Source organism: Streptomyces sp. NPDC086554, from assembly GCF_040686095.1.
In the GTDB taxonomy this organism is placed as follows: Bacteria; Actinomycetota; Actinomycetes; order Streptomycetales; family Streptomycetaceae; genus Streptomyces.
On the sequence record NZ_JBFBJK010000018.1, the window covers coordinates 82,617 to 104,801 of the forward strand.

Sequence of the window (22,185 nt, forward strand, 5' to 3'; positions counted from 1 at the left end):
GATGACCGAGGACAGCGGACCCACCCCGCGCGACGCGGGCAGCCAGTGGTACGACAACGAGGCCGGACCCCTGGTCCGCCCCTACGCGATGACCGGCGGGCGGACCCAACCCGGTCCCGCGGGAGTGCGCTTCGACCTGATCGCGCTCGTCACGCTGGACGACAACGCGCCGGGCCCCGGGGACGACACCTCGCTCGGTCCCGAACACGGGGCGCTCATCGAACTGTGCCGCACCGAGACCCAGTCGGTCGCCGAACTGGCGGCCGGTGCCGATCTTCCCGTGGGCGTTGTCCGGGTGCTGCTCGGCGACCTGCTGGAGATGGGCTGCGTGAAGGTGAGCCGACCCGTGCCGCCCGCACAGCTACCCGACGAAAAGATTCTGCGAGAGGTGATCGATGGGCTCCGAGCGCTCTGACGCCACGGGCGGGGACACGACCGCCATGGCGCTGAAGATTCTGGTCGCCGGCGGCTTCGGGGTGGGCAAGACCACCCTGGTCGGCGCGGTCAGCGAGATCCGCCCGCTGCGCACCGAGGAACTGCTCAGCGAGGCGGGCCAGTCGGTGGACGACACCGGCGGCGTCGACCGCAAGACCACGACGACCGTCGCCATGGACTTCGGCCGCATCACCATCAGGGCGGGCCTGTCGCTCTACCTCTTCGGGACGCCCGGTCAGGACCGGTTCTGGTTCCTGTGGGACGAGTTGTCACAGGGCGCGCTCGGTGCCGTCGTCCTCGCGGACACCCGACGGCTCGAGGACTGCTTCCCCGCCGTCGACTACTTCGAGCATCGGCACATCCCGTTCGTGGTCGCCGTCAACTGCTTCGCGAACGCGCGTACGTACGGTGCGCATGAAGTGTCCCGGGCCCTGGACCTCAACCGCGGAACCCCGGTGGTGCTGTGTGACGCACGGGACCGCGATTCCGGAAAGGAGGTGCTGATACGTCTGGTCGAGTACGCCGGGCGGATGCATACCGCCCGGCTGCTCGACACGGTGGGCTGACGCGTCAGCCGGAGATGTCGCCGAGCGCGACCACCTTGTCGACCGGCGCGTGCCTGCAGCACCACGAACGCGAACGGCGGCCGGTCGTCGTCCACGCAGAGGGCGACGCGGCCGTCCCGCGCCAGATTCCGCCCCTTGACCGTGTCAGCCCCGGTGTTGAACACCTGGTCGTCGGTCATCTTCTGTGCCATGTCCTCATCATGCTTGCCGGGGCGCCGATGGTGGGGAAGGCTGGCGTCAGTTCCTCCAGCCAGGGGGAGCAGGACGCGGGGAGACGGGAACATGGGGCAGCAGAACACCGGGCTCGGCTGGTTGCTCGACGATCTGACCAAGAGAATGGAACCCGTACGGCATGCGCTTGTGCTGTCCAACGACGGCCTGGTGACGGGGGCGAGTTCGGATCTGGCGAGGGAGGACGCGGAGCACCTGGCCGCCGTATCGTCGGGTCTGCACAGCCTGGCCAAGGGGTCGGGACGGCACTTCCACGCGGGCAGCGTGCGCCAGACGATGATCGAGTTCGATGACGCGGTGCTCTTCGTCACCGCGGCGGGCGACGGCAGTTGCCTGTGCGTCCTCAGCTCCGCCGAGGCCGACATCGGTCAGGTCGCGTACGAGATGACGCTCCTCGTCAACCGCGTCGGCGAGCACCTCGGCGTGGGCGCCCGGCAGCCGGAGCGGACACCGGTTGTAGACCTCTGACCTGCTGAAATGCCTGTGCAGTCAAAGTTATCCACAGGCTCGGCGGGATCGCGGTGATCGCGCTACGGTTTTTCCCGAGAGCAAAGACGCTTCACGGGGGGAGAACCACCATGACAGGGGACACGATCACGCAGTCCGTCGGCGCCACCGCCACGGAGGCCGTGCCGACATCGGTCACGTCGAGCCGCGCGGCGCGGGAACTGGGGCTGAAACGCGGTGAGTTCGAGCTCGCCGTGATGCTGGGACGCATCCGCACCGTCAGCGAGACGGTGGGCGGACGGCGCCGCGTCCCACGCGAGGAGATCGAGCGCGTCCGGGGCACGAAGGGCTTTCCCGAGGCGTGGATGGAGCGCATCAGAACCGTGGGAACCACGGAGGGCGCGGCGCTCATGGACATCACCACGACCCGCTTCACCCGGCTCACACGCGCCGGCTTTGTGACGCCGGTGAAGTTCTATGTAAACCGCTACAGGGCTGTCGTCTGGCTCTATCTCGCCGAGGAACTGCAGCAGTTCGCGGAGTCGGAAGTCAATGCGGCCCTGCTCACCGGGCGGGCTCCGGCCACGATCCGCGCCCAGTTGGATGCGGGCGTGGACCTGCGGGCGCGCAACTGGCGGGGCAGGCACGCGGGGTCGCTGCTGCGGCAGTCCAGTGATCCCTGGGAGCGCGCGGCGGCCGTGGCCTCGCTGCTGGATCCGGTGCAGATCGCCGAGCTGATCAAGGATCCGTACGAACGGGCCTATGTGAACAGGCTCATGCCCGACGCCTTCACTCGCGGCGCGGCGGAGTCGCCCGTGGCGCGGATCATCCAGAAGATCACTACCGCCGACGATCCCGATGAGATCCGCTGGCTGCGGGCGAACCTCAGCATCGGCCTCTCCGAGGCCCGCAGGGAGCGCCCCGCGCCACGACCGGCGCCACGACCGGCGCCACACCCCGCACCGCTTCCCACGCCGGACCCTCAGCCCGAGCGCGCCGCGCCGCCGGCAGAGCGGCCCGACGACGAACCCGAGGAACGGGTGCCAGAGCCACGCGGCCTGCTGAAGTGGCTGCGCCGCAGAGGCGGTTGACCGGGCCGACGGGAGAGGGAGGGCCGACCTGCGGGCGGTCGCGCTACATCGTCGCGTCGAGGTCCAGGGCGTAGTGCTCGATCGCGGGCCGGTAGTTGGAGATGTCCGGGTCCTTGCTCGTGGCGGCTAGCAAGGTCAGCAGGATCTCCATGGCCTCGTGGTTCCGGCCGGTGTTGTAGAGGGCCATGGCCAGAAACGTCTTGAGCGCGCCGTCGTCGGGGAACTCCGCCGCCGCGTCGCTCAGGGTCGTGACGGCTTCGGGATACCGGCCGAGGATGCGGTAGGTGCTGCCCAGACCGAGCAGCGCTCCCCGCCGGTCATCGGCTGACAGGCCCGGTTGTTCGACCGCGCGGACGTAGTGCGGGACCGCCTCGGCTTCCAGGCCGAGCGTGTCGTGCACCCAAGCAGTCTGGTACGCCACTTCGGCGTCCAGGGGGAACCGCTCGCACAGGGCGAGCAGGCGCTGCCGGGCTTCCTCGTGGCGGCCGTCCTCGCGCAGCCGCACGGCCTCGGCGAGCAGTTGGTCGCGGTGCCCGCTCATGTTCTCGTCCCCGGTCAACGAACCATCCTCATCTCAGCCTCACCCTCTCCGCCTCACCTTGAGCGACGGGAGGAACTGAACTCTAGTCCTCGAGGTTGAACAACAAACTCAGCAATTGACAGTGACGTTCCGATATGCCCTCGCAATTCCCTGGATCATTAATTGAAAGTGGCGTGGCGATTGCCTACGGTCCGCTCGTCGGAATTTGTCGATCACACCCGAAGGTATTCATGACGACGTCCCCATCATTGCCGAAGTTCAGGCAGCAGTTGATCCTTGCCGTTCTCATGGTGTGCTCGCTGCTGATCTGGCTGGACAACACCGTCCTGAGCACCACCTTGGAGACGCTCGCGGACCCGGTCCATGGGCTCGATGCGGGTCCGGCCGGCTCGGTCTTTCTGGTCAATGGCCCGGTCGCTGCCCTTGCGCTGCTCGGGATCGCCGTGCTGGTCCCGAATTTCCGCAGCCCCACCCCGCGGCCGCTGGACCCGGCCGGGATGTTGCTGTCGATCAGCGGGCTCGCGGCGTTGGCCTATGGGCTGATCCGTGCGGGGCAGGTGGTCTCCTGGAGCCGTACGGACGTCTGGGCGCCGATCGCCGTCGGACTGGTCCTGCTCGCCGCTTTCGTGCTCGTCGAACTGCGCATCAAGGTGCCCAGTTTCGATCCCCGGCTGCTTGCGCAACGTGTGTTCGGTGGTGGCAACGTGGCGCTCGGACTCCTCCTCTTCGCGGTGGCCGCCGTCACCTTCTATGGGGCGTTCTACCTGCAGGGCGCACGCGGCTTTTCGCCGATGGAGGCGGGCTTGGCCAGTCTCCCGACCGCGCTCGGCGCGGTCCTGGGGGCGACCCTCGGCGCGCGCCTGGTGCGCCGCTGGTCGCTGCGCCCGGTCACCGCACCGGCGCTCACCCTGGCGGCGTTGACCATGGGCGCATACGGGCTCTTCGGACTGCACACCCCGCTCATCTGGATCGAGATCGTGTTGTTGGTCCAGGGCCTCGCCGTCGGCATGGTGATCGGCCCGGTGACGGCGGCATTGATCGGCTCTCTGCCGTTGGAACGGGCCGGTGCCGGGTCGGCCGTCACCAACACCGTGCGGCAGACCGGAAGCGTGATCGGGATCGCGATAGGCGGCACGATCATGTCGATCGTCTATCGGCGCGCGATGGAACCCTCGCTGAGCGGTGCCCCCGGGCCGGTGCAGGACCAGGCGCGGGTCTCCGCCGAACAGACCCGGCACGTAGCCAACGCGACCCACCGGCCCGCTCTTGCGCACGCCGCTGATGATGCGTTCGTCCACGCCATGCACGTCGGTGCGGTCTGGATCAGGCTCGTGGCGCTCTGCGGAGCAGCTGTGCTGGCGATTGCCTTGCGCCCTGCGGGAAAGCCTGCCGACGACAACCCCGGTTATGCGTCACGACCCGAAGTTCCAGGCGCCGACGTCGCGGTAGTGGACGGGGCCTGGACCGCGGCCGATGTTGCTGGCGACGAGATGCAGGCGCTCGGTCTGCCACGGCCGGCCGGTGAAAACGGTGAGCCCGGCAGCGGCTTCCGCCACGCACGACGGAGTGTCACGGCGGGCGCGGGCCAGGGTCAGATGGGGGCGCAACGGCCGGTCCGCACAAGCGATACCGCAGTCATGGACGACGGCACGCACCTCGGCGGCGAGCGCATGCAACTCTTCGACGTCTCCGTCGATGCCGCTCCACAGCACACGCTCATCGAAGTGCCCGCCGCCGCGCAGCGCCAGGGTGAGCGGGCTGCGGCGGGCCGCGAGACGCGCGAGCGGCGGACGCAGGAGCGGTACCACCGCCACGGGAACCTCACCGAGGAACGCCAGGGTGATGTGCCAGTCCTCGATGCGGTTCCATCGCATCCGGGGATGCGCGCGGTAGGCGGGGCCAAGTGCCCGCGCCAGTTCCCGCTTCGCGTCGTCGGGAGGAGCGAGCGCGATGAACACACGAACGGTCGCGGGCTGAATCTGTTCGTTCACAGAAGAAGGGCTTTCACGGTGACCGCTTACGAACCTGTCGACGGACGCCCGTCCATGTGCCGCTCCCCGTAGGGACGGAACAGGCCTTCCTGCACCACCGAGACCAGGAGTCGCCCCTCGATGTCATAGATGCGGCCGCGGGCGAGACCGCGGCCGCCCGTAGCGATCGGCGACTCCTGGTCGTACAGGAACCACTCGTCGGCACGGAAGGGACGGTGGAACCACATGGCGTGATCCAGCGACGCCATGTCGAAACCCCGCGGGCCCCACAGGGGTTCCACCGGGATGCGGACGGCGTCCAGGAGCGTCATGTCGCTCGCGTACGTCAGCGCGCAGGTGTGGACGAGCGGATCGTCGCCCAGCGGGCCGACCGCCCGCATCCACACCGCGCTGCGCGGCTCGGCGTCCTTGATCTCCTCGGCGCTCCAGCGCAGCCGGTCCACATAGCGGATGTCGAAGGGCTGACGTCTGGCCATGCGCTCCAACTGCTCCGGAAGCGCGCCCAGATGTTCCTTGATCTCTTCGACGACCGTCGGCAGCGACTCCGGGTCAGGAGCCGTGATGCGCGGCGGCAGCTGGTGCTCGAAAGCGCCCTCCTCGGGCTGATGGAAGGAAGCGGTGAGGTTGAAGATGGTGCGTCCCTGCTGGATCGCGGTGACGCGGCGCGTGGTGAAGGAGCGCCCGTCCCGCACCCGCTCGACCTGGTACACGATCGGCACCCCTGGGCGTCCCGGCCGCAGGAAGTACGCGTGCAGCGAGTGCACCGGACGCTCGCCCTCGGTGGTGCGCCCCGCGGCCACCAGGGCCTGCCCGGCGACCTGCCCGCCGAACACCCGCTGCAAGGACTCCTGCGGGCTGCGGCCACGGAAGATGTTGACCTCGATCTGCTCCAGGTCCAGCAGATCGACGAGCCGGTCGGCGGGATTGTTCATGACGGTTCCTCGACTCCTGTCTGAGGGGTGCTCGGGGTGGTCAGAGCTGGCCGACGTCGGTGACCCGGACGACGGCGCGGCCCTCCTCGTCGGACGCCGCGAGATCAACTTCCGCGCTGATGCCCCAGTCATGGTCGCCGTTCGGGTCGGCGAACGTCTGCCGGACGCGCCACAGACCGTGCTCGGGATCCTCCTCGATGAGCAACAGCTTGGGGCCGCGCGCGTCGGGGCCGGTGCCGAGATCTTCGTACTCGTCCCAGTACTTGTCCATGGCCTCGCCCCAGGCGTCCGCGTCCCAGCCGGAGTCGCCGTCAAGATCGCCCAGCTCCTCGACGTGGTCGAGGGCGGCCAGTTCGACCCTGCGGAAGAGCGCGTTGCGCACCAGGACACGGAAGGCGCGGGCGTTGGCCGTGACGGGCTTGACCTGGTCGGCCTTCTCCTGGGCCTCCTCGGCCGTCATGACCTCGGGGTTGGCCAGCTGCTCCCACTCGTCGAGGAGGCTGGAGTCGACCTGGCGGACCATCTCGCCCAGCCAAGCGATCAGGTCCTCCAGGTCCTCGGACTTCAGGTCGTCCGGGATGGTGTGCTCAAGCGCCTTGTACGCACTGGCGAGGTAGCGCAGCACGATGCCTTCGGTGCGGGCCAGTTCGTAGAAGGACGTGAACTCGGTGAAGGACAGCGCCCGTTCGTACATGTCACGGATGACGGACTTCGGGGAGAGCGGGTGGTCGCCGACCCACGGGTGGCTCGTCCGGTAGGTGTTGTACGCGTGGAAGAGGAGCTCTTCCAGGGGCTTCGGGTACGTGATGTCCTGGAGCCGCTCCATGCGGTCCTCGTACTCGACGCCGTCCGCCTTCATCAGGGCGACGGCTTCGCCGCGGGCCTTGTTCTGCTGGGCGGCGAGGATCTGGCGCGGGTCGTCGAGGGTGGACTCGACGACGGACACCATGTCAAGCGCGTACGACGGGGACTCCTTGTCCAGCAGGTCGAACGCGGCCAGGGCGAATGTCGACAGCGGCTGGTTCAGCGCGAAGTCCTGCTGCAGGTCGACCGTCAGGCGCACGACGCGGCCCGTGGCATCCGGCTCGTCGAGCTTCTCGACCACACCGCCGGCGAGCAGCGAACGGTAGATGGCGATCGCCCTGCGGATGTGCCGAAGCTGCTGCCTGCGCGGCTCGTGGTTGTCCTCGAGGAGGCGGCGCATCGCCTCGAAGGCGTTGCCCGGGCGGGCGATCACCGCGAGGAGCATGGTGTGCGTGACGCGGAAGCGCGAGGTGAGCGGCTCGGGCTCGGAGGCGATGAGCTTCTCGAAGGTGTTCTCGGTCCAGCCCACGAAGCCCTCGGGGGCCTTCTTGCGCACGACCTTGCGGCGCTTCTTCGGGTCGTCGCCCGCCTTGTTGAGCGCCTTCTCGTTCTCGATGACGTGCTCGGGTGCCTGCGCCACTACCAGGCCCGCGGTGTCGAATCCCGCGCGTCCGGCGCGCCCGGCGATCTGGTGGAACTCCCGCGCGCGCAGCGTGCGTACGCGTGTGCCGTCGTACTTGGTCAGCGCGGTGAACAGCACCGTGCGGATCGGGACGTTGACGCCGACGCCCAGTGTGTCCGTGCCGCAGATGACCTTCAGGAGGCCGGCCTGCGCCAGCTTCTCCACGAGCCGTCGGTACTTGGGGAGCATGCCCGCGTGGTGCACGCCGATCCCGTGGCGGACATAGCGCGAGAGGTTGCGGCCGAACTTGGTGGTGAAGCGGAAGGCGCCGATCAGGTCGGCGATCTTGTCCTTCTCCTCGCGGGTGCACATGTTGATGCTCATCAGCGACTGCGCACGCTCGACGGCCTGCGCCTGCGTGAAGTGCACGATGTAGACCGGCGCCTGCTTGGTCTCCAGGAGCTCGGTGAGCGTCTCCGTGATCGGCGTCAGCCGGTACTCGTACGAGAGCGGGACGGGGCGCGTCGCAGAGCGGACGACCGACGTGGGGCGTCCCGTGCGACGTGTGAGGTCCTTCTCGAACATCGCGACGTCGCCGAGCGTCGCGGACATCAGGATGAACTGCGCCTGCGGGAGTTCCAGGATCGGGATCTGCCACGCCCAGCCGCGGTCCGCCTCCGCGTAGAAGTGGAACTCGTCCATCACGACCTGGCCGATGTCGGCGTCCTTGCCGTCGCGCAGGGCGATCGACGCGAGGACCTCGGCGGTGCAGCAGATGACGGGGGCGTCGGCGTTCACGGACGCGTCGCCGGTCAGCATGCCGACGTTCTCGGTGCCGAAGAGCTTGCAGAGGTCGAAGAACTTCTCCGACACCAGCGCCTTGATCGGAGCCGTGTAGAAGGTGACCTTGTCCTGGGCCAGTGCCGTGAAGTGCGCGCCCGCCGCGACCAGGCTTTTTCCGGAGCCGGTCGGGGTCGACAAGACCACGTTGGCTCCGGAGACCACCTCGATCAGTGCCTCCTCCTGAGCCGGATAGAGAGTGATCCCCTGGTCCTCGGCCCACGAGGAGAAGGCTTCGAAGAGGGCATCGGGGTCGGCATCCGGCGGCAGCTGATCAATAAGGGTCACACCCCCATCTTGCCCTCCTTCGCACTCGATCAGGGAACCGGAGGTCCGTACGAAGATCACGAACGCTACGCTGTGTCGCCAACGGGGCGTCAGCACAACGGAAATGGGGCGGGGAACAGCAATGATGGGACCGGCACACTCACTGTCGGGGGCGGCGGCCTGGCTCGGCGTCGGCGCGGCCGCGGCGGCCGCGGGGCACACGATGCCCTGGCCGGTCCTCCTCGTCGGGGCGTTGATCTGCGCCGGCGCGGCGCTCGCACCGGACCTCGACCACAAGTCGGCGACCATCTCGCGAGCCTTCGGTCCGGTCTCCAAAGGCCTGTGCGAGATCGTCGACAAGCTGTCGGCCGCCGTCTACAAGGCGACCCGCAAGCAGGGCGACCCGCGCCGCGCGGGCGGGCACCGCACTCTCACGCACACCTGGCTGTGGGCGGTGCTGATCGGTGGCGGCACCGCGGCCCTGGCGATCTTCGGCGGGCGCTGGGCGGTCCTCGCGATCCTCTTCGTCCACATGGTGCTCGCCATCGAGGGCCTGCTGTGGCGGGCCGCCCGTGGATCCAGCAGCGATGTGCTGGTGTGGCTCCTTGCCGCGACCAGCGCGTGGATCCTCGCCGGAGTGCTGGACAAGCCGGGCAACGGCGCGGACTGGCTGTTCACCGCGCCGGGCCAGGAATACCTGTGGCTGGGCCTGCCGATCGTGCTCGGTGCGCTGGTGCACGACATCGGGGACGCCCTGACGGTCTCCGGCTGCCCGATCCTGTGGCCCATTCCCATCGGCCGCAAGCGGTGGTACCCGGTCGGGCCGCCGAAGATGATGCGGTTCCGGGCGGGCAGCTGGATCGAGCTGAAGGTGCTGATGCCGGTGTTCATGCTGCTCGGGGGAGTGGGCGGCGCGGCCGCGCTCAACTTCATCTGACGTCGGCGTCGGCGTCGGCGTCGGCGTTGGTGTCGGCTCGGGCGCGGTCCGGGGCGCAGACCGTAGGAGCACGGTCGCCAGGGCCCCGCTCCGCGCGGACCGTGGGGCGGCCAGAGGCAGCGGGTCTCGCGGCGAGCTGCGGCCCGGCGCGTCCGGCCGGACAATGGCGTGATGGTGTTTCGCACATCAAGCCTCATCTGCGGTGTCTCCACGGGAGCGGGCCCGAGCTCGGCCACGCGGTGGTGGAGCGGTCGAGGGAGCGTGCGGCGGGGGTGTCGGACGTGGCGCCCCTGCCGGTCGGCCCACCGGTGCACGTCCTGGTGGTGCACACCGGACCCTCGGCGAATCTGCGCTGGTCGGCGGACGGGACGGCGCGCCGCGAGAGATTCCATGCCGGGGAGGCGCTGGTCAATCCGGCCGGGTGGGCCTCGCGGCCGCGCTGGCAGGAAGACGTCGAGCTGTTGCTGCTCGGCATCGACCCGGTGTGGCTGGAGAAGATGGCGGCGGAGAGCGGTGCCGCCGGCCGGCTGGAGCTCGTCCCCCGATTCCACTTCACCGACCCGCTCCTGAAGCTGCTCATCGAGCGACTGGCCGCGGAGTACGCGGGGCCCGGTCCCGCGGACTCCCTGTACGCGCAGTCCTTGGTGCAGGCGGCGGCCGCCACGGTGCTGCGCCTGGCCACCGACGGCGGGCAGGCCCCGGCCCGGGAGGGCGGCCTGCCGCCCAGGAGGCTGGCCGAGGTCATCGACTACATCCACGCGAACCTTGCCGAGCGCGTCACGCTCGCGGATCTGGCCGCGGTGGCCGGCGTCAGCGCCTCGCACTTCACCCGGGTGTTCCGGGCATCGACGGGCGAGTCCCCGCACCAGTACGTGCTGCAGCAGCGTCTGGAGAAGGCCCGCAAGGCGTTGCTGCACACCGACAGGGCGATCGCGGACATCGCGACGGAGACGGGGTTCGCCGACCAGAGCCACCTCACGCGGATGATGCGCCGCCACGGCGGGGCCACCCCGCGCATCCTGCGAGACAGCCGCGGCACGGTCTGAGCCCCGAGGGCCCGCCCTGAAGGAACAGCACGCACCCGCCCGAAGCCCTCGAAGCGGTGAGCGGTTTGTTCCACGCATGCTCCGATCGTTCAAGATCGGCGCACGCCTCTGCGGCGAGTGTGGAGCCCAGCTCATGAGCACGGATCACCGGGCCATGAGCTGCCCTCACACACATCGCAGGAGGCTGTCATGGTGCAGAACCCGGACAAGAACCTCAGTGGAAAGGTCGCGTTCGTCGGCGGGGCGTCCCGCAATCTCGGCGGTCTCATCAGTACGACCCTGGGCGCCGACGGCGCATCGGTGGCCGTCCACTACAACAGTGAATCGTCGCGCGCCAAGGCCGAGGGCGTGGTCGCGGAGATCAACGCGGGCCCTGGTCGGGCGTTCGCGATCCAGGGCGATCTGACCAGAGTCTCCGAGGTGGAGCGGGTCTTCGACGAGGTCGTCAACCGGTTCGGAAGGCTGGACTGCAGCGTCAACACCGCCGGCATGGTGCTGAAGAAGCCGCTCACCGAGATCACGGAGGAGGAGTACGACCAGATGTTCGCGGTCAACTCCAAGGCCGCGTTCTTCGTGATGCGCGAGGCCGCACGCCGCATCGAGGACGGAGGGAAGATCATCACGATCGTGACCTCGCTGCTCGCCGCGTACACCGGTCTGTACTCCTCGTACGCGGGCAGCAAGGCGCCGGTGGAGCACTTCGCGCGGGCGCTGTCCAAGGAGCTGTTCGGCCGCAACATCTCGGTCAACAACATCGCGCCTGGCCCGATGGACACCTCGTTCTTCTATCCCGCCGAGGACGACGACTCCGTGGCGTACCACAAGGCGTCGGCCATGAACGGCGACCTCACCAAGATCGAGGACATCGTGCCCTGGGTCCGCCATCTCCTCACGGACGGCTGGTGGGCCAACGGACAGACCCTCTTCCTCAACGGCGGCTACACGACCCGCTGATCGCCACCCCCCGCGGGCCGCTCAGATCACGCGGCCCGCGGGGAGGTCTGCAAGGGCCGCCGTCACCTGCGGGCCGCGGTGTGCGAGGGCAGCTCGTGAAAGCGGTGGCGATACTCGCCGGCGAAGCGGCCCAGATGGGAGACGCCCCACCGGTAGGCGATGGTGCCGACGGGGTCGGCGGAGGCGAGGAGGTCCTCACGAATCCGGTCGAGCCTCAGATTGCGCACGTACGACATGGGGGACACGCCGAGCCGGTCGCGGAACGCGAGGCTGATGGTCCGCGGACTGCAGCCGGCGGCCCGAGCGATGTCACCGAGGCGGATGCGTTCGGTGAGATTCGCCTCGATGAAAGCGAGGGCTGCCCGCATGGAGCGCGGGTGGCCTGGCGAAGGACCGTCGCGCAGCTCGCCGGTGTGCGAGTGCGGCTGAGCCAGGAGCAGGGCGGTGACGATGGACCGCAGCCGGCTGCGCTGCAGTTCCGCGCGCCGGAACAGCGGGTCCCCGGAGTCCGGTTGCTCAAGGAGGGAACGGACGAGGAGCCGCACGGCCCGGCCCTTGGGTCGGGCCAGGTCGAGGGCGAAGTCGAAGCGCACGGTGGACACCGGCGGGTGCCCGGTCAGCGCGGTGACAGGATGCGGTGCAGCACGGGTCGCGCGATGCCGACCAGCGCCGGCCGCTCGGCGCCGATCAGGCGCGGCAACCTGACCTGGCCCGCGGACTCGCCCTGCCCGTCCACGTGGGTGATCACGCTCATGCCGTAGCCCTCGACCAGACACGCGTCCGCAAGACCCAGCTCGTCCAGCGCCCGCAAGGACGGCCCGGTCAGACACAACCCCCAGCCAGAAGCCGCCCCCGACGGGCTGACTTCGGCGATGTCGACCTGCCACCCCCTGCGCGCCAGGGCAATGCCCGCTGTCAGACCCGCGACACCCGCACCCACGATCAACGCCGTCCGCGCACCGCGATTGCTGTCCATGTACGCCTCCAGAGCGCCGATTTCCCCGAAACCGTAAGGTCCGTCGGCGCCCCGCCTTGTCCACATCCGGCGACAACCATCCACTGCCGGCAGCCGGTCGCCTGGCTCACCCGTGCCACGACCTCCACAGCGCCGCGTACGCACCGTCCGCGGTCACCAGCTCGTCATGGCTGCCCAGTTCGCTGATCCGCCCGTTCTCGACCACCGCGATGACGTCCGCGTCGTGCGCGGTGTGCAGCCGGTGGGCGATCGCGACGACCGTGCGGCCGTCCAGGACGCGGGCCAAGGAGCGCTCCAAGTGGCGTGCCGCGCGCGGGTCGAGCAGCGAGGTGGCCTCGTCGAGGACCAGCGTGTGCGGGTCGGCGAGGACCAGGCGGGCCAGTGCGATCTGCTGGGCCTGCGCCGGGGTCAGCGCGAAGCCGCCCGAGCCGACCTCGGTGTCCAGGTCCTCGTCGAGCGCCCGTGCCCAGCCGTCCGCGTCGACCGCGCCGAGCGCCGCCCACAGTTCGGCGTCCCGCGCCCCGGTCCTGGCGAGCAGAAGGTTGTCGCGCAGGGAGCCCACGAAGACGTGGTGCTCCTGGTTGACCAGGGCCACATGTGCGCGCACCGCCTCCGCGGCCATGTCCGACAACTCGGCGCCGCCCAGGGTCACTCGGCCGTCGCGCGGCGCGTAGATCCCGGCGAGCAGCCTGCCCAGCGTGGACTTGCCCGCGCCGGACGGGCCGACCAGCGCGACGCGCGAGCCCGGCTCGACGGCGAGCGACACCTCCCGCAGCACGTCGACGCCCGCCCGGTAGCCGAAGTGCACGTCGTCCGCGAGCACGTCACGCCCGTCCGGAGCCACCGAGGAGTCGCCCGCGTCCGGTTCGATGTCGCGTACGCCGACGAGCCGGGCCAGTGACACCTGGGCGACCTGCAGCTCGTCGTACCACCTGAGGATGATCCCCAGCGGGTCGACGAGCATCTGCGCGATCAGCGCACCCGTGGCCAGCTGGCCGACGCTGATCCAGCCCTGCAGGGTGAACGCGCCGCCGATCATCAGCACCGAGCACAGCACGATGGTGTGCGTGAACGTGATGACCGGGAAGAGGACGGAGCGCAGGTAGAGCGTGTGCCGTTCCCACGCGGTCCATTCCTTGATGCGGCGTTCCGACAGCTCGACCCGGCGCTCCCCGAGCCGGTGCGCCTCCACGGTCCGGCCCGCGTCGATGGTCTCGGCGAGCGCGGCGGCGACGGCGGCGTACCCCGCGGCCTCCGAACGGTAGGCGGACGGCGCCCGCTTGAAGTACCAGCGGCAGCCCACCACCAGCAGCGGTACCGCAACCAGTACGGCGGGCGCCAGCGGCGGCGCGGTCACGGTGAGCCCTGCGATCAGCAGCGCGATCCACACCACACCGATCGCGAGCTGCGGCACCGCCTCCCGCATGGCGTTCGCGAGGCGGTCGATGTCCGTGGTGATCCGCGACAGCAGGTCACCGGTTCCGGCCCGCTCGAGCACACCGGGCGGCAGTCCGACCGACCGTACGAGGAAGTCCTCGCGCAGATCGGCCAGCATCCGTTCACCGAGCATCGCGCCGCGCAGCCGTACCTGATGGACGAAGAAGGCCTGGACGGCGAGGGCCAGGGTGAACAGGCCGATGGTGCGCTCCAGATGGAGATCGCGCGCGCCGTCCGAGACGCTCTCGACGAGACCGCCGAGTACGTACGGGCCGACCAACGAGGCGACCACGGCGAGGGTGTTGACGGTGACGAGCACGACGAACGCCCTGCGGTGCCGCCGCAGCAGCTCGCGGACGTACGTCCCCACGGTCGCCGGTGCGCCGACGGGCAGGGTCTCCGCGGTCGTCGGTGCCGCCGGGTCGTACTCCGGTGGCGCCAGGCCGATCATGCCGTCTCCTCGATGTCGTAGTCGGTCAGGAGCGTCGGGGATGTGGGGGGTGCCGCGGATGCCGGGGGTGTCGGAGCCGGCTCGTCGTCCGTCTCGCGTGTGACGACCGCGCGGTAGCGGGGCTCGCTGTGCACCAGCTCGCGGTGCTCGCCCACCGCCACGACCTCGCCCTCGTACAGGAAGACGACGCGCTCGGCCCGGTCGAGGATCAGCGGCGACGAGGTCAGGACCACGGTCGTGCGTCCCCGGCGCAGGTCCCTGATCCCGTCGGCGACCCGCGCCTCGGTGTGCGAGTCGACGGCGGACGTCGGTTCGTCGAGGACGAGGACGCCCGCGTCGGTGACCAACGAGCGGGCCAGCGCGAGCCGTTGCCGCTGCCCGCCGGACAGCGAACGCCCGCGCTCCGTGACATGCGCGTCCAGCGGGGCCTCGTCCACCGAGGCCTGCGCCAGGGCGTCAAGGACATCGGCGCACTGGGCGGCCGTCAGGGCCTCGTCGGCGCTCACCGCTCCCGACGCGGGCACGTCGAGGAGCCCGCGGAGCGACCCGGAGAGCAGCACCGGGTCCTTGTCCTGGACGAGGACGGCGGTGCGGGCGGCGGCCAGCGGCACCGTGTCCAGCGCCACCCCGCCGAGCAGCACCGACGGCAGCTTCTCCGCACCGTCGAACGCGGCGTGCCCGCCGAGCCGTTCCGCGAGCCGCCCCGCCTCGTCCGGGTCGCCGCACACCACGGCGGTGAGGCGGCCCGCGGGGGCGAGCAGCCCGGTCGCCGGGTCGTAGAGGTCACCGGCGGGCGTCTCAACGTCGTCGTTCGACCCACCGGGGTGCGTCACGCGCTCCAGGGCGAGAACGCGGGCCGCGCGCTTGGCCGAGGGGCGCGAGAAGCTGTAGGCCATCGCGATCTCCTCGAAGTGCCGCAGGGGATAGGTCAGCATCGTGATCGCGCTGTAGACGGTGACCAGTTCACCGACGGTGATCCGGCCTTCGCGGGCCAGGCTCACCCCCTGCCAGACGACCACGACGAGCAGCAGCCCCGGAAGCAGCACCTGGACCGCCGAGATGGTCGCCCACATCCGGGCGCTGCGCACGGCTGCCGTACGCACTTCCTGCGAGGCGCGGCGGTAGCGGTCGAGGAAGAGCTCCTCGCCGCCGATGCCGCGCAGCACGCGCAGGCCGGCCACCGTGTCCGATGCGAGTTCGGTCGCACGCCCGGCCTTTTCGCGCTGGTGGTCGGCCCGCCGGGTTGCGGGCGGCAGCAGCGGGAGTACGGCGAGCGCGAGCACGGGGACACCGACCGCCACGAGCACGCCGAGCGCGGGCTGGTAGACGACGAGCCCGACGCAGACGAAGACGACGGTCAGCGCGGCGGCCGCGAACCGCGAGCCCGCCTCCACGAACCAGCCGATCTTCTCGACGTCACCGGTGGACACCGCGACCACCTCACCGGCGGCGACGCGCCGCGTGAGCGCCGAGCCCAGCTGTGCCGTCTTGCGGGCGAGCAGTTGCTGGACACGGGCGGCCGCGGTGATCCAGTTGGTGACCGCCGTGCGGTGCAGCATCGTGTCGCCCGCGGCGATGGCGAGCCCGAACAGCAGCATCAGCCCGCCCGCCAGAGCGAGTCGCCCTCCGGAGCGGTCGACCACGGCCTGCACGGCCATGCCGACCAGGTACGGGAGCACCGCGATGGAGCCGAAGTGCAGCAGGCCCCAGGCGAGCGACTTGAACTGACCGCCGAGCTGGTTCCGCCCGAGCCAGAGCAGGAAGCGCGGGCCCGAGCGGGCATCCGGCATGCCCGGGTCGGCGTACGGAAGATCGCGAATCTGCATGACGTCCCAGAGCTAGGAGCGGGGGACCGTCGTTCGGCGGAGAGAGCCGGCGTGAACGGACGGCCGTGTGCGGGCGGCGGTATGGAGCCCGTATGGAGCCGGTAAGACGGCGGTAACAGGCCGTGAAAGGTTCGCCTCGTACGGTGGGCCGAGGCAAACGGTTTTCTGCCGGGGAGTAAAGATTCGGCCCGTTCTCCGGGCGGGCCAGGGGCTCGGGACGGGTTCGGCGTGCCGGGTGCGACCATGGACGGATGCGTATAGCCGGTGCGGTGCGAGCGGCGGTCGCGGTCGCGGCCTGCGGTGTTCTTCTGACGTCCTGCGGAAGTTCGGACGACGGGGCGAAGGTCGCGGCGAAGGAGGACGACGCGGGCACGGGCCAGGCGAAGAGAGCGAAGGCACCTGCGACCGAGGACCTCAAGCGCATCCCCGACGTCGGCGACCGCCTCCAGGACAAGATCCCCGCGAACGCGCAACAGGTCGTCGCCGTCTACGGACAGGGCGAGGACTCGGCGAAGTCCACCGTCGTCCTGTACACGAAGTCCGGCGGCACCTGGGACATGACCCGCAGCTGGCCGGCCCACAACGGCAAGAAGGGCTGGACCACCGATCACCGTGAGAACGACAAGCGCAGCCCGGTGGGTGTCTTCACGCTCACCGACGCGGGCGGTGTGCTCGCCGATCCGGGCGCCAAGTTCCCGTACACCCGGAGCGCGTCGATGCAGGCCCCGCACTACTGGCCCAAGACGCATTGGCACGACTTCGACTACGTCATCGCCATCGACTACAACCGCGCCAAGGGCACCCCGCCCAACGACCCGAACCGCCCCCAGGGCCAGGCCAAGGGCGGCAGCATCTGGCTGCACATGGACCACGGCAGCGGTACGTCGGGGTGCGTGAGCCTGTCGAAGCCGGGCATGGAGTACCTCCTGAAGAACCTCGATCCGAGGCGGCACCCGGTCGTGGTGATGGGCGACAAGGCGAACCTGAAGGCCTGACGAGGCGATCCTGAAGGGCTAGCTCCGCAAGGGCCCTTCGGCGTAGAAATCCCCCATGAGAAGACGCGTCATGTCCATGCTCGTCGGGGTCACCCTCGCGGCGAGCACACTCTTCAGCGCAGGCCCGGCGGCGGCCGACACGCCCCCACCGGAGTTCGGCAACGACTGGCACGACCCGATCACGGCCGCACCGCCCATCGAGAAACCGCACACGAAGTCGTGCGAAGTGACCGTGGCCGAGGCGCAGTTCAAGGACTTCACGCCCTACAAGGGCGACTACACCCCGCCCGAGAAGTGCGGCAAGGGCGACTGGGGCAAGGTGGTCCTCCGCCTCGACGGCAAGGTCAAGGGCAGGCAGTACGACCGCCTCGGCTATCTCCGCATCGGCGGTGTCGAGGTCTTCCGCACGTCCACTCCGGAGCCGTCCGTGGACGGCATCACCTGGTCCGTGGAGAAGGACGTCACGCGCTACCGCGAGACCCTGGGCCGCGACCAGCAGGTCGAGATGCTCATCGGGAACGTCGTCAACGAGACGTACACCGGGATCATCGACGTCGAGGCGACCCTGACGTTCTACGCGCCGGAGAAGGGCACCGGGCCCGAACAGGCGCCCCCGGACCGCGTCCTGCCCCTCGGCGACGCCACCACCGTCACCACCCCGCGCAACAGCGAACGCATCGTCGCCGAGGTCTACGCGACGGGCTCGGGCGGCGGCTGCGAGGAGTACTGGTATCTGACGGTGCCCGACGCCGCGCCGTACTCCTGCAAGGCCGATGAGGGCCCCTACCGCGAGGTGCAGGTCACGGTCGACGGTCAACTCGCCGGTATCGCGACTCCGTTCCCGACCGTGTGGACGGGCGGCTGGTCCAACCCCTTCCTGTGGTACGTGATTCCAGGGCCCCGTGCCTTCGACATCAAGCCCATCGAGTACGACCTGACGCCGTTCGCCGGGCTGCTCAACGACGGCCGCCCGCACCAGGTGGAGGTCTCCGTCGCGGGCAGGCCGGAGGCGACGACCGGCTGGCACACGCCGACCAACATCCTGGTCTGGCAGGACGAGAAGAGCGAGCAGGTCACCGGGAAGCTGACCGGACACCGGGCGGGCGAGCTCGCCAACAAGGCGACGTACACCCCCGGTTCGCCGGAGCACCGCCTCGACACCCGCGGCAGCCACAAGCTCAGCGTCTCGGGGTACGTCGACACCTCCCACGGCCGCGTCGAGACCACCGTCACCCGCGCGCTCGGCAACACCTCCGTGCACCGCTGGACCGAGGGCGAGTCCACGGACGCGCTCGAGTCCACCTGGACGGACCGCGAGACGGTCACCACCAACGGCCGCGCGGCGCACACCGACCGGACGTACACGATGGACGGCACGACGACGCTCGGCGCCGGCGACCGGCTGCGCACCGAGATCGCGCTCGGCGACCGGACGGAGAAGGTCACCACGCACGACGGCCGCCGCACCGGACGGTCGGTGGCCGATGACCGGTACGAGGGCGACGCGACGTACACCGCCAACGTCCCGCGCGACGAGAGGCACGCCGTGGGCACGTCCCGCGAGCGCTATCGCCTGTACGGGGACGGCCCCTGCCACGACCGCACCCTGGCCACCGTGCAAGGGACCCTGACGGAGGACCGGCTGCGCTGCTGAACGTGGCGGCCCGCCCACGGCACTTGGAGCAAGATCCAAGATTTACGCCGATGTGATCTGGAGGTCTTTTACGGAAGCGGGCACTCCGCCATAGTGGCGCCTCGCGGAAACAAACTTCCGCATGACAGAAGTCACTTGAAGTCTCTCTACAGGAGTGCCCGTGCCGCAGTCCGTACCGTCCATATCGGGACGCGTCGCACGCACATTGCGAACCTCACTGTTCGCGCAGGTCGCCTGCGCGCTGGTGATCGGAGTCGTCGTCGGACGGCTGTGGCCCCACGCGGGCACGGCCGTCCAGCCGCTCGGCGACGGCTTCGTACGTCTCATCAAGGCGATGATCGCCCCGCTCGTCTTCTGCGTGGTCGTCGCCGGCATCACCAAGGCCGGAGACCTCAAGGCCTTCGGCCGCATCGGGCTCAAGGCGCTGATCTGGTTCGAGGTCGCGACCACGGTCGCCCTCGTGGTCGGCCTGCTCGCCGGAAACCTGGTGAGCCCCGGCGCCGGCATGAACGTCGACCCCTCCCAGCTCGACGCCTCGGCTGTCGACGAGAAGACCGGCGGCGGTGAACTGCCCTCGACCAGCGAGTTCATCCTGCACTCACTGCCGGACAGCGCCGTCGGAGCCTTCGCGGAGAACTCCCTGCTCCAAGTCCTCGTGCTGTCCTGCCTGGTCGGCGCGGCGCTGCTGCACCTCGGCAACACGAAGGTCCCCGCGATCCTGCCCGCCATCGAACAGGGCCAGGAGATCGTCTTCGCGATCGTCGGCTTCATCATGAAGCTGGCCCCGCTCGCCGTCTTCGGAGCCACCGCCCACCTGGTGGGGGAGTACGGCCTCGGCGCCCTGTCGACGTACGGCAAACTCATCGGTGTCTGTTACGCGGTGGCCCTGATCTTCCTGCTGCTCCTCGGCCTCGCCCTCAAGGCGCTCACCGGCCTGAGCCTGTGGAAGTTCGTCCGCTACACCCGAGAGGAGATGCTGCTCGCGCTCGGCACGGCCTCCAGCGAGACCGTCATGCCGCGCATGATGCAGAAGCTGCGCCAGGCGGGCTGCCGCGACGACGCGGTGGGCCTTGTCCTGCCGACGGGGTACTCCTTCAACCTCGACGGGGCCTCGATCTACCTCTCCATCGGTACGTTGTTCATCGCGCAGGCGGTGGGCGTGGATCTGAGCCTGGGCCAGCAGATCACCGTCGTCCTCGTGCTCATGCTGACCAGCAAGGGCATGGCGGGCGTGCCCGGTTCGGCGTTCCTCGCGCTGTCCGCGACGGCCTCCGCGCTCGGGGTCATCCCCGCCGGTGCGGTGGCGCTCCTGCTCGGCGTCGACCGCATCATGGACGCCATGCGCGTCGCCACGAACCTGCTCGGCAACTGCGTCGCCGTCTTCGTGGTCTCCCGCTGGGAGGGAGCCCTCGACACGGCGCGCGCCAAGAAGGTCCTGGGCGGCGAGATCGCCTTCGTACCGGAACAGGCGGAGGAGCCCGGCGGCGCCGATGAGAGCACCGCCGAGCCCGCCGCCAAGTCCCTTACGCCTGCGGCTTCTCCGAGTCCACTCCCGGACGCGCCTTCTTCCACAGCCCGCGAGTGAAGTCGGGGATCGCCTGCGGCGCACCCTTCGCCTTGATGGAGAGGTGGCTCAGCGGCACGGGGGAGGTCCAGGTCGCGGCGTCATAGACGTCGAAGTCGGGCACCAGGCCGAGCTGCATGGTCTGCATCAGACGGAAGATCATGATGTAGTCCATGCCGCCGTGCCCGCCGGGCGGGTTGGAGTGCTCCTTCCACAGCCAGTGGTCGAAGTCGGCGTACTTGGCGAAGTCGCCCCACTCGTCGTTGGTGTGGTCCGGCTCGATGTAGATGCGCTCCGGATAGTCCTCGAAGACGCCCTTCGTGCCGCCGAGACTGTTGATGCGGCTGTAAGGATGGGGAGTGGAGACGTCGTGCTCAAGGCGAATCACCCGCCCCTTCGCCGTCTGGACGAGGCTGATGGTGCGGTCGCTCTCGATGTACGTCTCCTTCCAGCTCGGGTCGCCCGCCGGCATGTTGGCCTTGCGGTACTCGGCGAGACCGAGGGCGGGCGTGCCGAAGCTGGAGATGTGGGTGACGCGGTCGCCGCGGTTGATGTCCATGTAGTTGGAGACCGGACCGAAGCCGTGGTTGGGGTAGAGGTCGCCGCGCAGCCGCGTGTGCCACAGGCGCCGCCACGGACCCTCGTAGTAGTCCGGGTCGAACATCAGGCCGCGCAGATCGTGGTTGTACGCGCCGGCCCCGTGCAGCAGATCGCCGAACTTGCCTGCGTGCGCCATCCGGAGCACGCGCATCTCGTTCTTGCCGTAGCAGCAGTTCTCCAGCTGCATGCAGTGTCTGCGGGTGCGCTCGGAGAGATCGACGAGTTCCCACAGCTGGTCGAGCTGCAGGGCGATCGGACACTCCACACCGACGTGCTTGCCGTTCAGCATCGCCGACTTGGCCATGTCGAAGTGCCAGTCCCAGGGCGTCGCGACGTACACGAAGTCGATGTCGCCGCGCTTGCAGAGATTCTCGAAGTCGTGATCGCCCTTCGTGTACGTCGCCGGGGCGGGCTGGCCCGCGTCGGTGACCTTCTTCGCGGCCTTCGCGGTCTTGTCCTTGACCGGGTCGCACAGCGCGACGACCTTCACGCCCGGGATCGCGAGGAACAGATCGATCATGCTGCCGCCGCGGTTGCCGAGCCCGACGATGCCGACCCGCACCGTGGAGCGCCGCTCGAACGGTACGCCGACCATGGTCTCGCCCTGGCGGGTCGGCGCCTCGGCGGCTGCCGCCTGCGGGGTGTCGGCCTGGGCGGTGCCGCCGGTGAAGGCGCCGAGCCCGAGCCCGGCACCGGCGAGTCCTGCGGTGCGCAGCACGGTGCGGCGGGAGTGGCCGTCGGAGGACGTGTGGCCCTCGGCGGACTCGTCAGGGGCCGGTGTCGCGTTCTCGTCGTGCATCGGGACCTCCGTAGCGATGGGCGGCTGGTCTCTACCACTGGGGCGGAAGCCACCCTGATGGGGGTGCGACGGGGGCGCAAGGGAGCGAAGTGGCCAGAGAGTTGGACTTCTGTGCGCGAGTTCATGGACTTGTGGACGCGGTGGGAACCGCCGCTCTGGCCTGTCGGGCGGGGCAGCCG

The 22,185-nt window shown here is 69.6% G+C and carries 19 protein-coding genes and 2 pseudogenes; 11 read left to right on the forward strand and 10 right to left on the reverse strand.

Annotation, left to right across the window (positions count from 1 at the left end; genetic code table 11):
* Position 1 precedes the first annotated feature (1 nt).
* Both AB0O76_RS27735 and AB0O76_RS27740 read left to right on the forward strand, forming a co-directional pair.
* On the forward strand, positions 2-415 hold the full coding sequence (locus AB0O76_RS27735) for a DUF742 domain-containing protein (protein WP_365496498.1): 414 nt from the start codon (positions 2-4) through the stop codon (positions 413-415).
* Entirely contained in the window at positions 396-1,001 is a 606-nt protein-coding gene (locus AB0O76_RS27740) for an ATP/GTP-binding protein (RefSeq protein WP_365496500.1), read from the forward strand. Before AB0O76_RS27735 ends, AB0O76_RS27740 begins: the two co-directional genes overlap by 20 nt.
* A 44-nt stretch (positions 1,002-1,045) precedes the next feature.
* Here the strand turns inward: AB0O76_RS27740 and AB0O76_RS27745 are convergent.
* Positions 1,046-1,174 (reverse strand): annotated as a pseudogene (locus AB0O76_RS27745) (pyridoxamine 5'-phosphate oxidase family protein); the annotation flags it as partial.
* A 109-nt stretch (positions 1,175-1,283) separates the two neighbouring features.
* On the opposite strand from AB0O76_RS27745, the gene AB0O76_RS27750 reads away from it, so the two are divergent.
* Together AB0O76_RS27750 and AB0O76_RS27755 are read left to right on the forward strand one after the other, a co-directional pair.
* Complete coding sequence (locus AB0O76_RS27750; RefSeq protein WP_135331019.1) at positions 1,284-1,700, forward strand: roadblock/LC7 domain-containing protein; 417 nt, start codon at positions 1,284-1,286, stop codon at positions 1,698-1,700.
* Between the two features lie 110 nt (positions 1,701-1,810).
* The gene (locus AB0O76_RS27755; protein ID WP_365496502.1) at positions 1,811-2,770 is read left to right on the forward strand and encodes a DUF6397 family protein; all 960 of its coding nucleotides are present in this window, start codon (positions 1,811-1,813) and stop codon (positions 2,768-2,770) included.
* Between the two features lie 43 nt (positions 2,771-2,813).
* Here AB0O76_RS27755 and AB0O76_RS27760 read toward each other — a convergent pair whose 3' ends face one another.
* Positions 2,814-3,311 (reverse strand): tetratricopeptide repeat protein, encoded by a 498-nt coding sequence (locus tag AB0O76_RS27760; RefSeq protein ID WP_365496729.1) that lies wholly within the window; start codon positions 3,309-3,311, stop codon positions 2,814-2,816.
* Positions 3,312-3,598: 287 nt separating this feature from the next.
* On the opposite strand from AB0O76_RS27760, the pseudogene AB0O76_RS27765 reads away from it, so the two are divergent.
* Positions 3,599-4,417 (forward strand): annotated as a pseudogene (locus tag AB0O76_RS27765) (MFS transporter); the annotation flags it as partial.
* A 306-nt stretch (positions 4,418-4,723) separates the two neighbouring features.
* On the opposite strand, the gene thpR reads toward AB0O76_RS27765, so the two are convergent.
* The 3 genes from thpR to AB0O76_RS27780 are packed head-to-tail and all read right to left on the reverse strand — an operon-like array spanning position 4,724 to position 8,848.
* Positions 4,724-5,302 (reverse strand): RNA 2',3'-cyclic phosphodiesterase, encoded by a 579-nt coding sequence (thpR, locus tag AB0O76_RS27770; protein ID WP_365496731.1) that lies wholly within the window; start codon positions 5,300-5,302, stop codon positions 4,724-4,726.
* A gap of 26 nt (positions 5,303-5,328) precedes the next feature.
* A complete protein-coding gene (locus AB0O76_RS27775; RefSeq protein WP_365496503.1) occupies positions 5,329-6,234 on the reverse strand; it encodes an acyl-CoA thioesterase II in 906 nt (301 codons plus the stop codon).
* A 40-nt stretch (positions 6,235-6,274) separates the two neighbouring features.
* On the reverse strand, positions 6,275-8,848 hold the full coding sequence (locus tag AB0O76_RS27780; RefSeq protein ID WP_365496505.1) for a DUF3516 domain-containing protein: 2,574 nt from the start codon (positions 8,846-8,848) through the stop codon (positions 6,275-6,277).
* A 61-nt stretch (positions 8,849-8,909) separates the two neighbouring features.
* Between AB0O76_RS27780 and AB0O76_RS27785 the strand changes: the two genes are divergently transcribed.
* The 3 genes from AB0O76_RS27785 (at position 8,910) to AB0O76_RS27795 (ending at position 11,704) form a co-directional block, all read left to right on the forward strand.
* Positions 8,910-9,704: a metal-dependent hydrolase gene (locus AB0O76_RS27785; protein WP_365496507.1), complete on the forward strand. Its 795-nt coding sequence runs from the start codon at positions 8,910-8,912 to the stop codon at positions 9,702-9,704.
* 281 nt (positions 9,705-9,985) lie between these two features.
* The gene (locus tag AB0O76_RS27790; protein ID WP_365496509.1) at positions 9,986-10,750 is read left to right on the forward strand and encodes an AraC family transcriptional regulator; all 765 of its coding nucleotides are present in this window, start codon (positions 9,986-9,988) and stop codon (positions 10,748-10,750) included.
* A gap of 189 nt (positions 10,751-10,939) precedes the next feature.
* Positions 10,940-11,704: an SDR family oxidoreductase gene (locus AB0O76_RS27795; protein WP_365496511.1), complete on the forward strand. Its 765-nt coding sequence runs from the start codon at positions 10,940-10,942 to the stop codon at positions 11,702-11,704.
* Positions 11,705-11,766: 62 nt separating this feature from the next.
* On the opposite strand, the gene AB0O76_RS27800 is transcribed toward AB0O76_RS27795, so the two are convergent.
* The 4 genes from AB0O76_RS27800 to AB0O76_RS27815 all read right to left on the reverse strand — a co-directional run bounded on the left by AB0O76_RS27800 (position 11,767) and on the right by AB0O76_RS27815 (position 16,394).
* Positions 11,767-12,306 (reverse strand): helix-turn-helix transcriptional regulator, encoded by a 540-nt coding sequence (locus tag AB0O76_RS27800; protein ID WP_365496513.1) that lies wholly within the window; start codon positions 12,304-12,306, stop codon positions 11,767-11,769.
* A 14-nt stretch (positions 12,307-12,320) separates the two neighbouring features.
* Complete coding sequence (locus AB0O76_RS27805; RefSeq protein ID WP_365496515.1) at positions 12,321-12,680, reverse strand: FAD-dependent monooxygenase; 360 nt, start codon at positions 12,678-12,680, stop codon at positions 12,321-12,323.
* Between the two features lie 106 nt (positions 12,681-12,786).
* The gene (locus AB0O76_RS27810; RefSeq protein WP_365496517.1) at positions 12,787-14,568 is read right to left on the reverse strand and encodes an ABC transporter ATP-binding protein; all 1,782 of its coding nucleotides are present in this window, start codon (positions 14,566-14,568) and stop codon (positions 12,787-12,789) included.
* Positions 14,565-16,394, reverse strand: coding sequence for an ABC transporter ATP-binding protein (locus AB0O76_RS27815; RefSeq protein WP_365496519.1), 1,830 nt, complete (start codon positions 16,392-16,394; stop codon positions 14,565-14,567). The genes AB0O76_RS27810 and AB0O76_RS27815 overlap by 4 nt, the downstream gene beginning before the upstream one ends.
* Before the next feature lie 251 nt (positions 16,395-16,645).
* Between AB0O76_RS27815 and AB0O76_RS27820 the strand changes: the two genes are divergently transcribed.
* The 3 genes from AB0O76_RS27820 to AB0O76_RS27830 all read left to right on the forward strand — a co-directional run bounded on the left by AB0O76_RS27820 (position 16,646) and on the right by AB0O76_RS27830 (position 20,628).
* Positions 16,646-17,389, forward strand: coding sequence for a L,D-transpeptidase family protein (locus tag AB0O76_RS27820; RefSeq protein ID WP_365496521.1), 744 nt, complete (start codon positions 16,646-16,648; stop codon positions 17,387-17,389).
* A 55-nt stretch (positions 17,390-17,444) separates the two neighbouring features.
* On the forward strand, positions 17,445-19,043 hold the full coding sequence (locus AB0O76_RS27825; protein ID WP_365496523.1) for a peptide-N4-asparagine amidase: 1,599 nt from the start codon (positions 17,445-17,447) through the stop codon (positions 19,041-19,043).
* A gap of 160 nt (positions 19,044-19,203) precedes the next feature.
* Entirely contained in the window at positions 19,204-20,628 is a 1,425-nt protein-coding gene (locus AB0O76_RS27830; protein ID WP_365496525.1) for a cation:dicarboxylase symporter family transporter, read from the forward strand.
* On the opposite strand, the gene AB0O76_RS27835 is transcribed toward AB0O76_RS27830, so the two are convergent.
* The gene (locus AB0O76_RS27835; protein WP_365496527.1) at positions 20,567-22,006 is read right to left on the reverse strand and encodes a Gfo/Idh/MocA family oxidoreductase; all 1,440 of its coding nucleotides are present in this window, start codon (positions 22,004-22,006) and stop codon (positions 20,567-20,569) included. The two genes, AB0O76_RS27830 and AB0O76_RS27835, sit on opposite strands and share 62 nt — an antisense overlap.
* Positions 22,007-22,185: the final 179 nt, after the last annotated feature.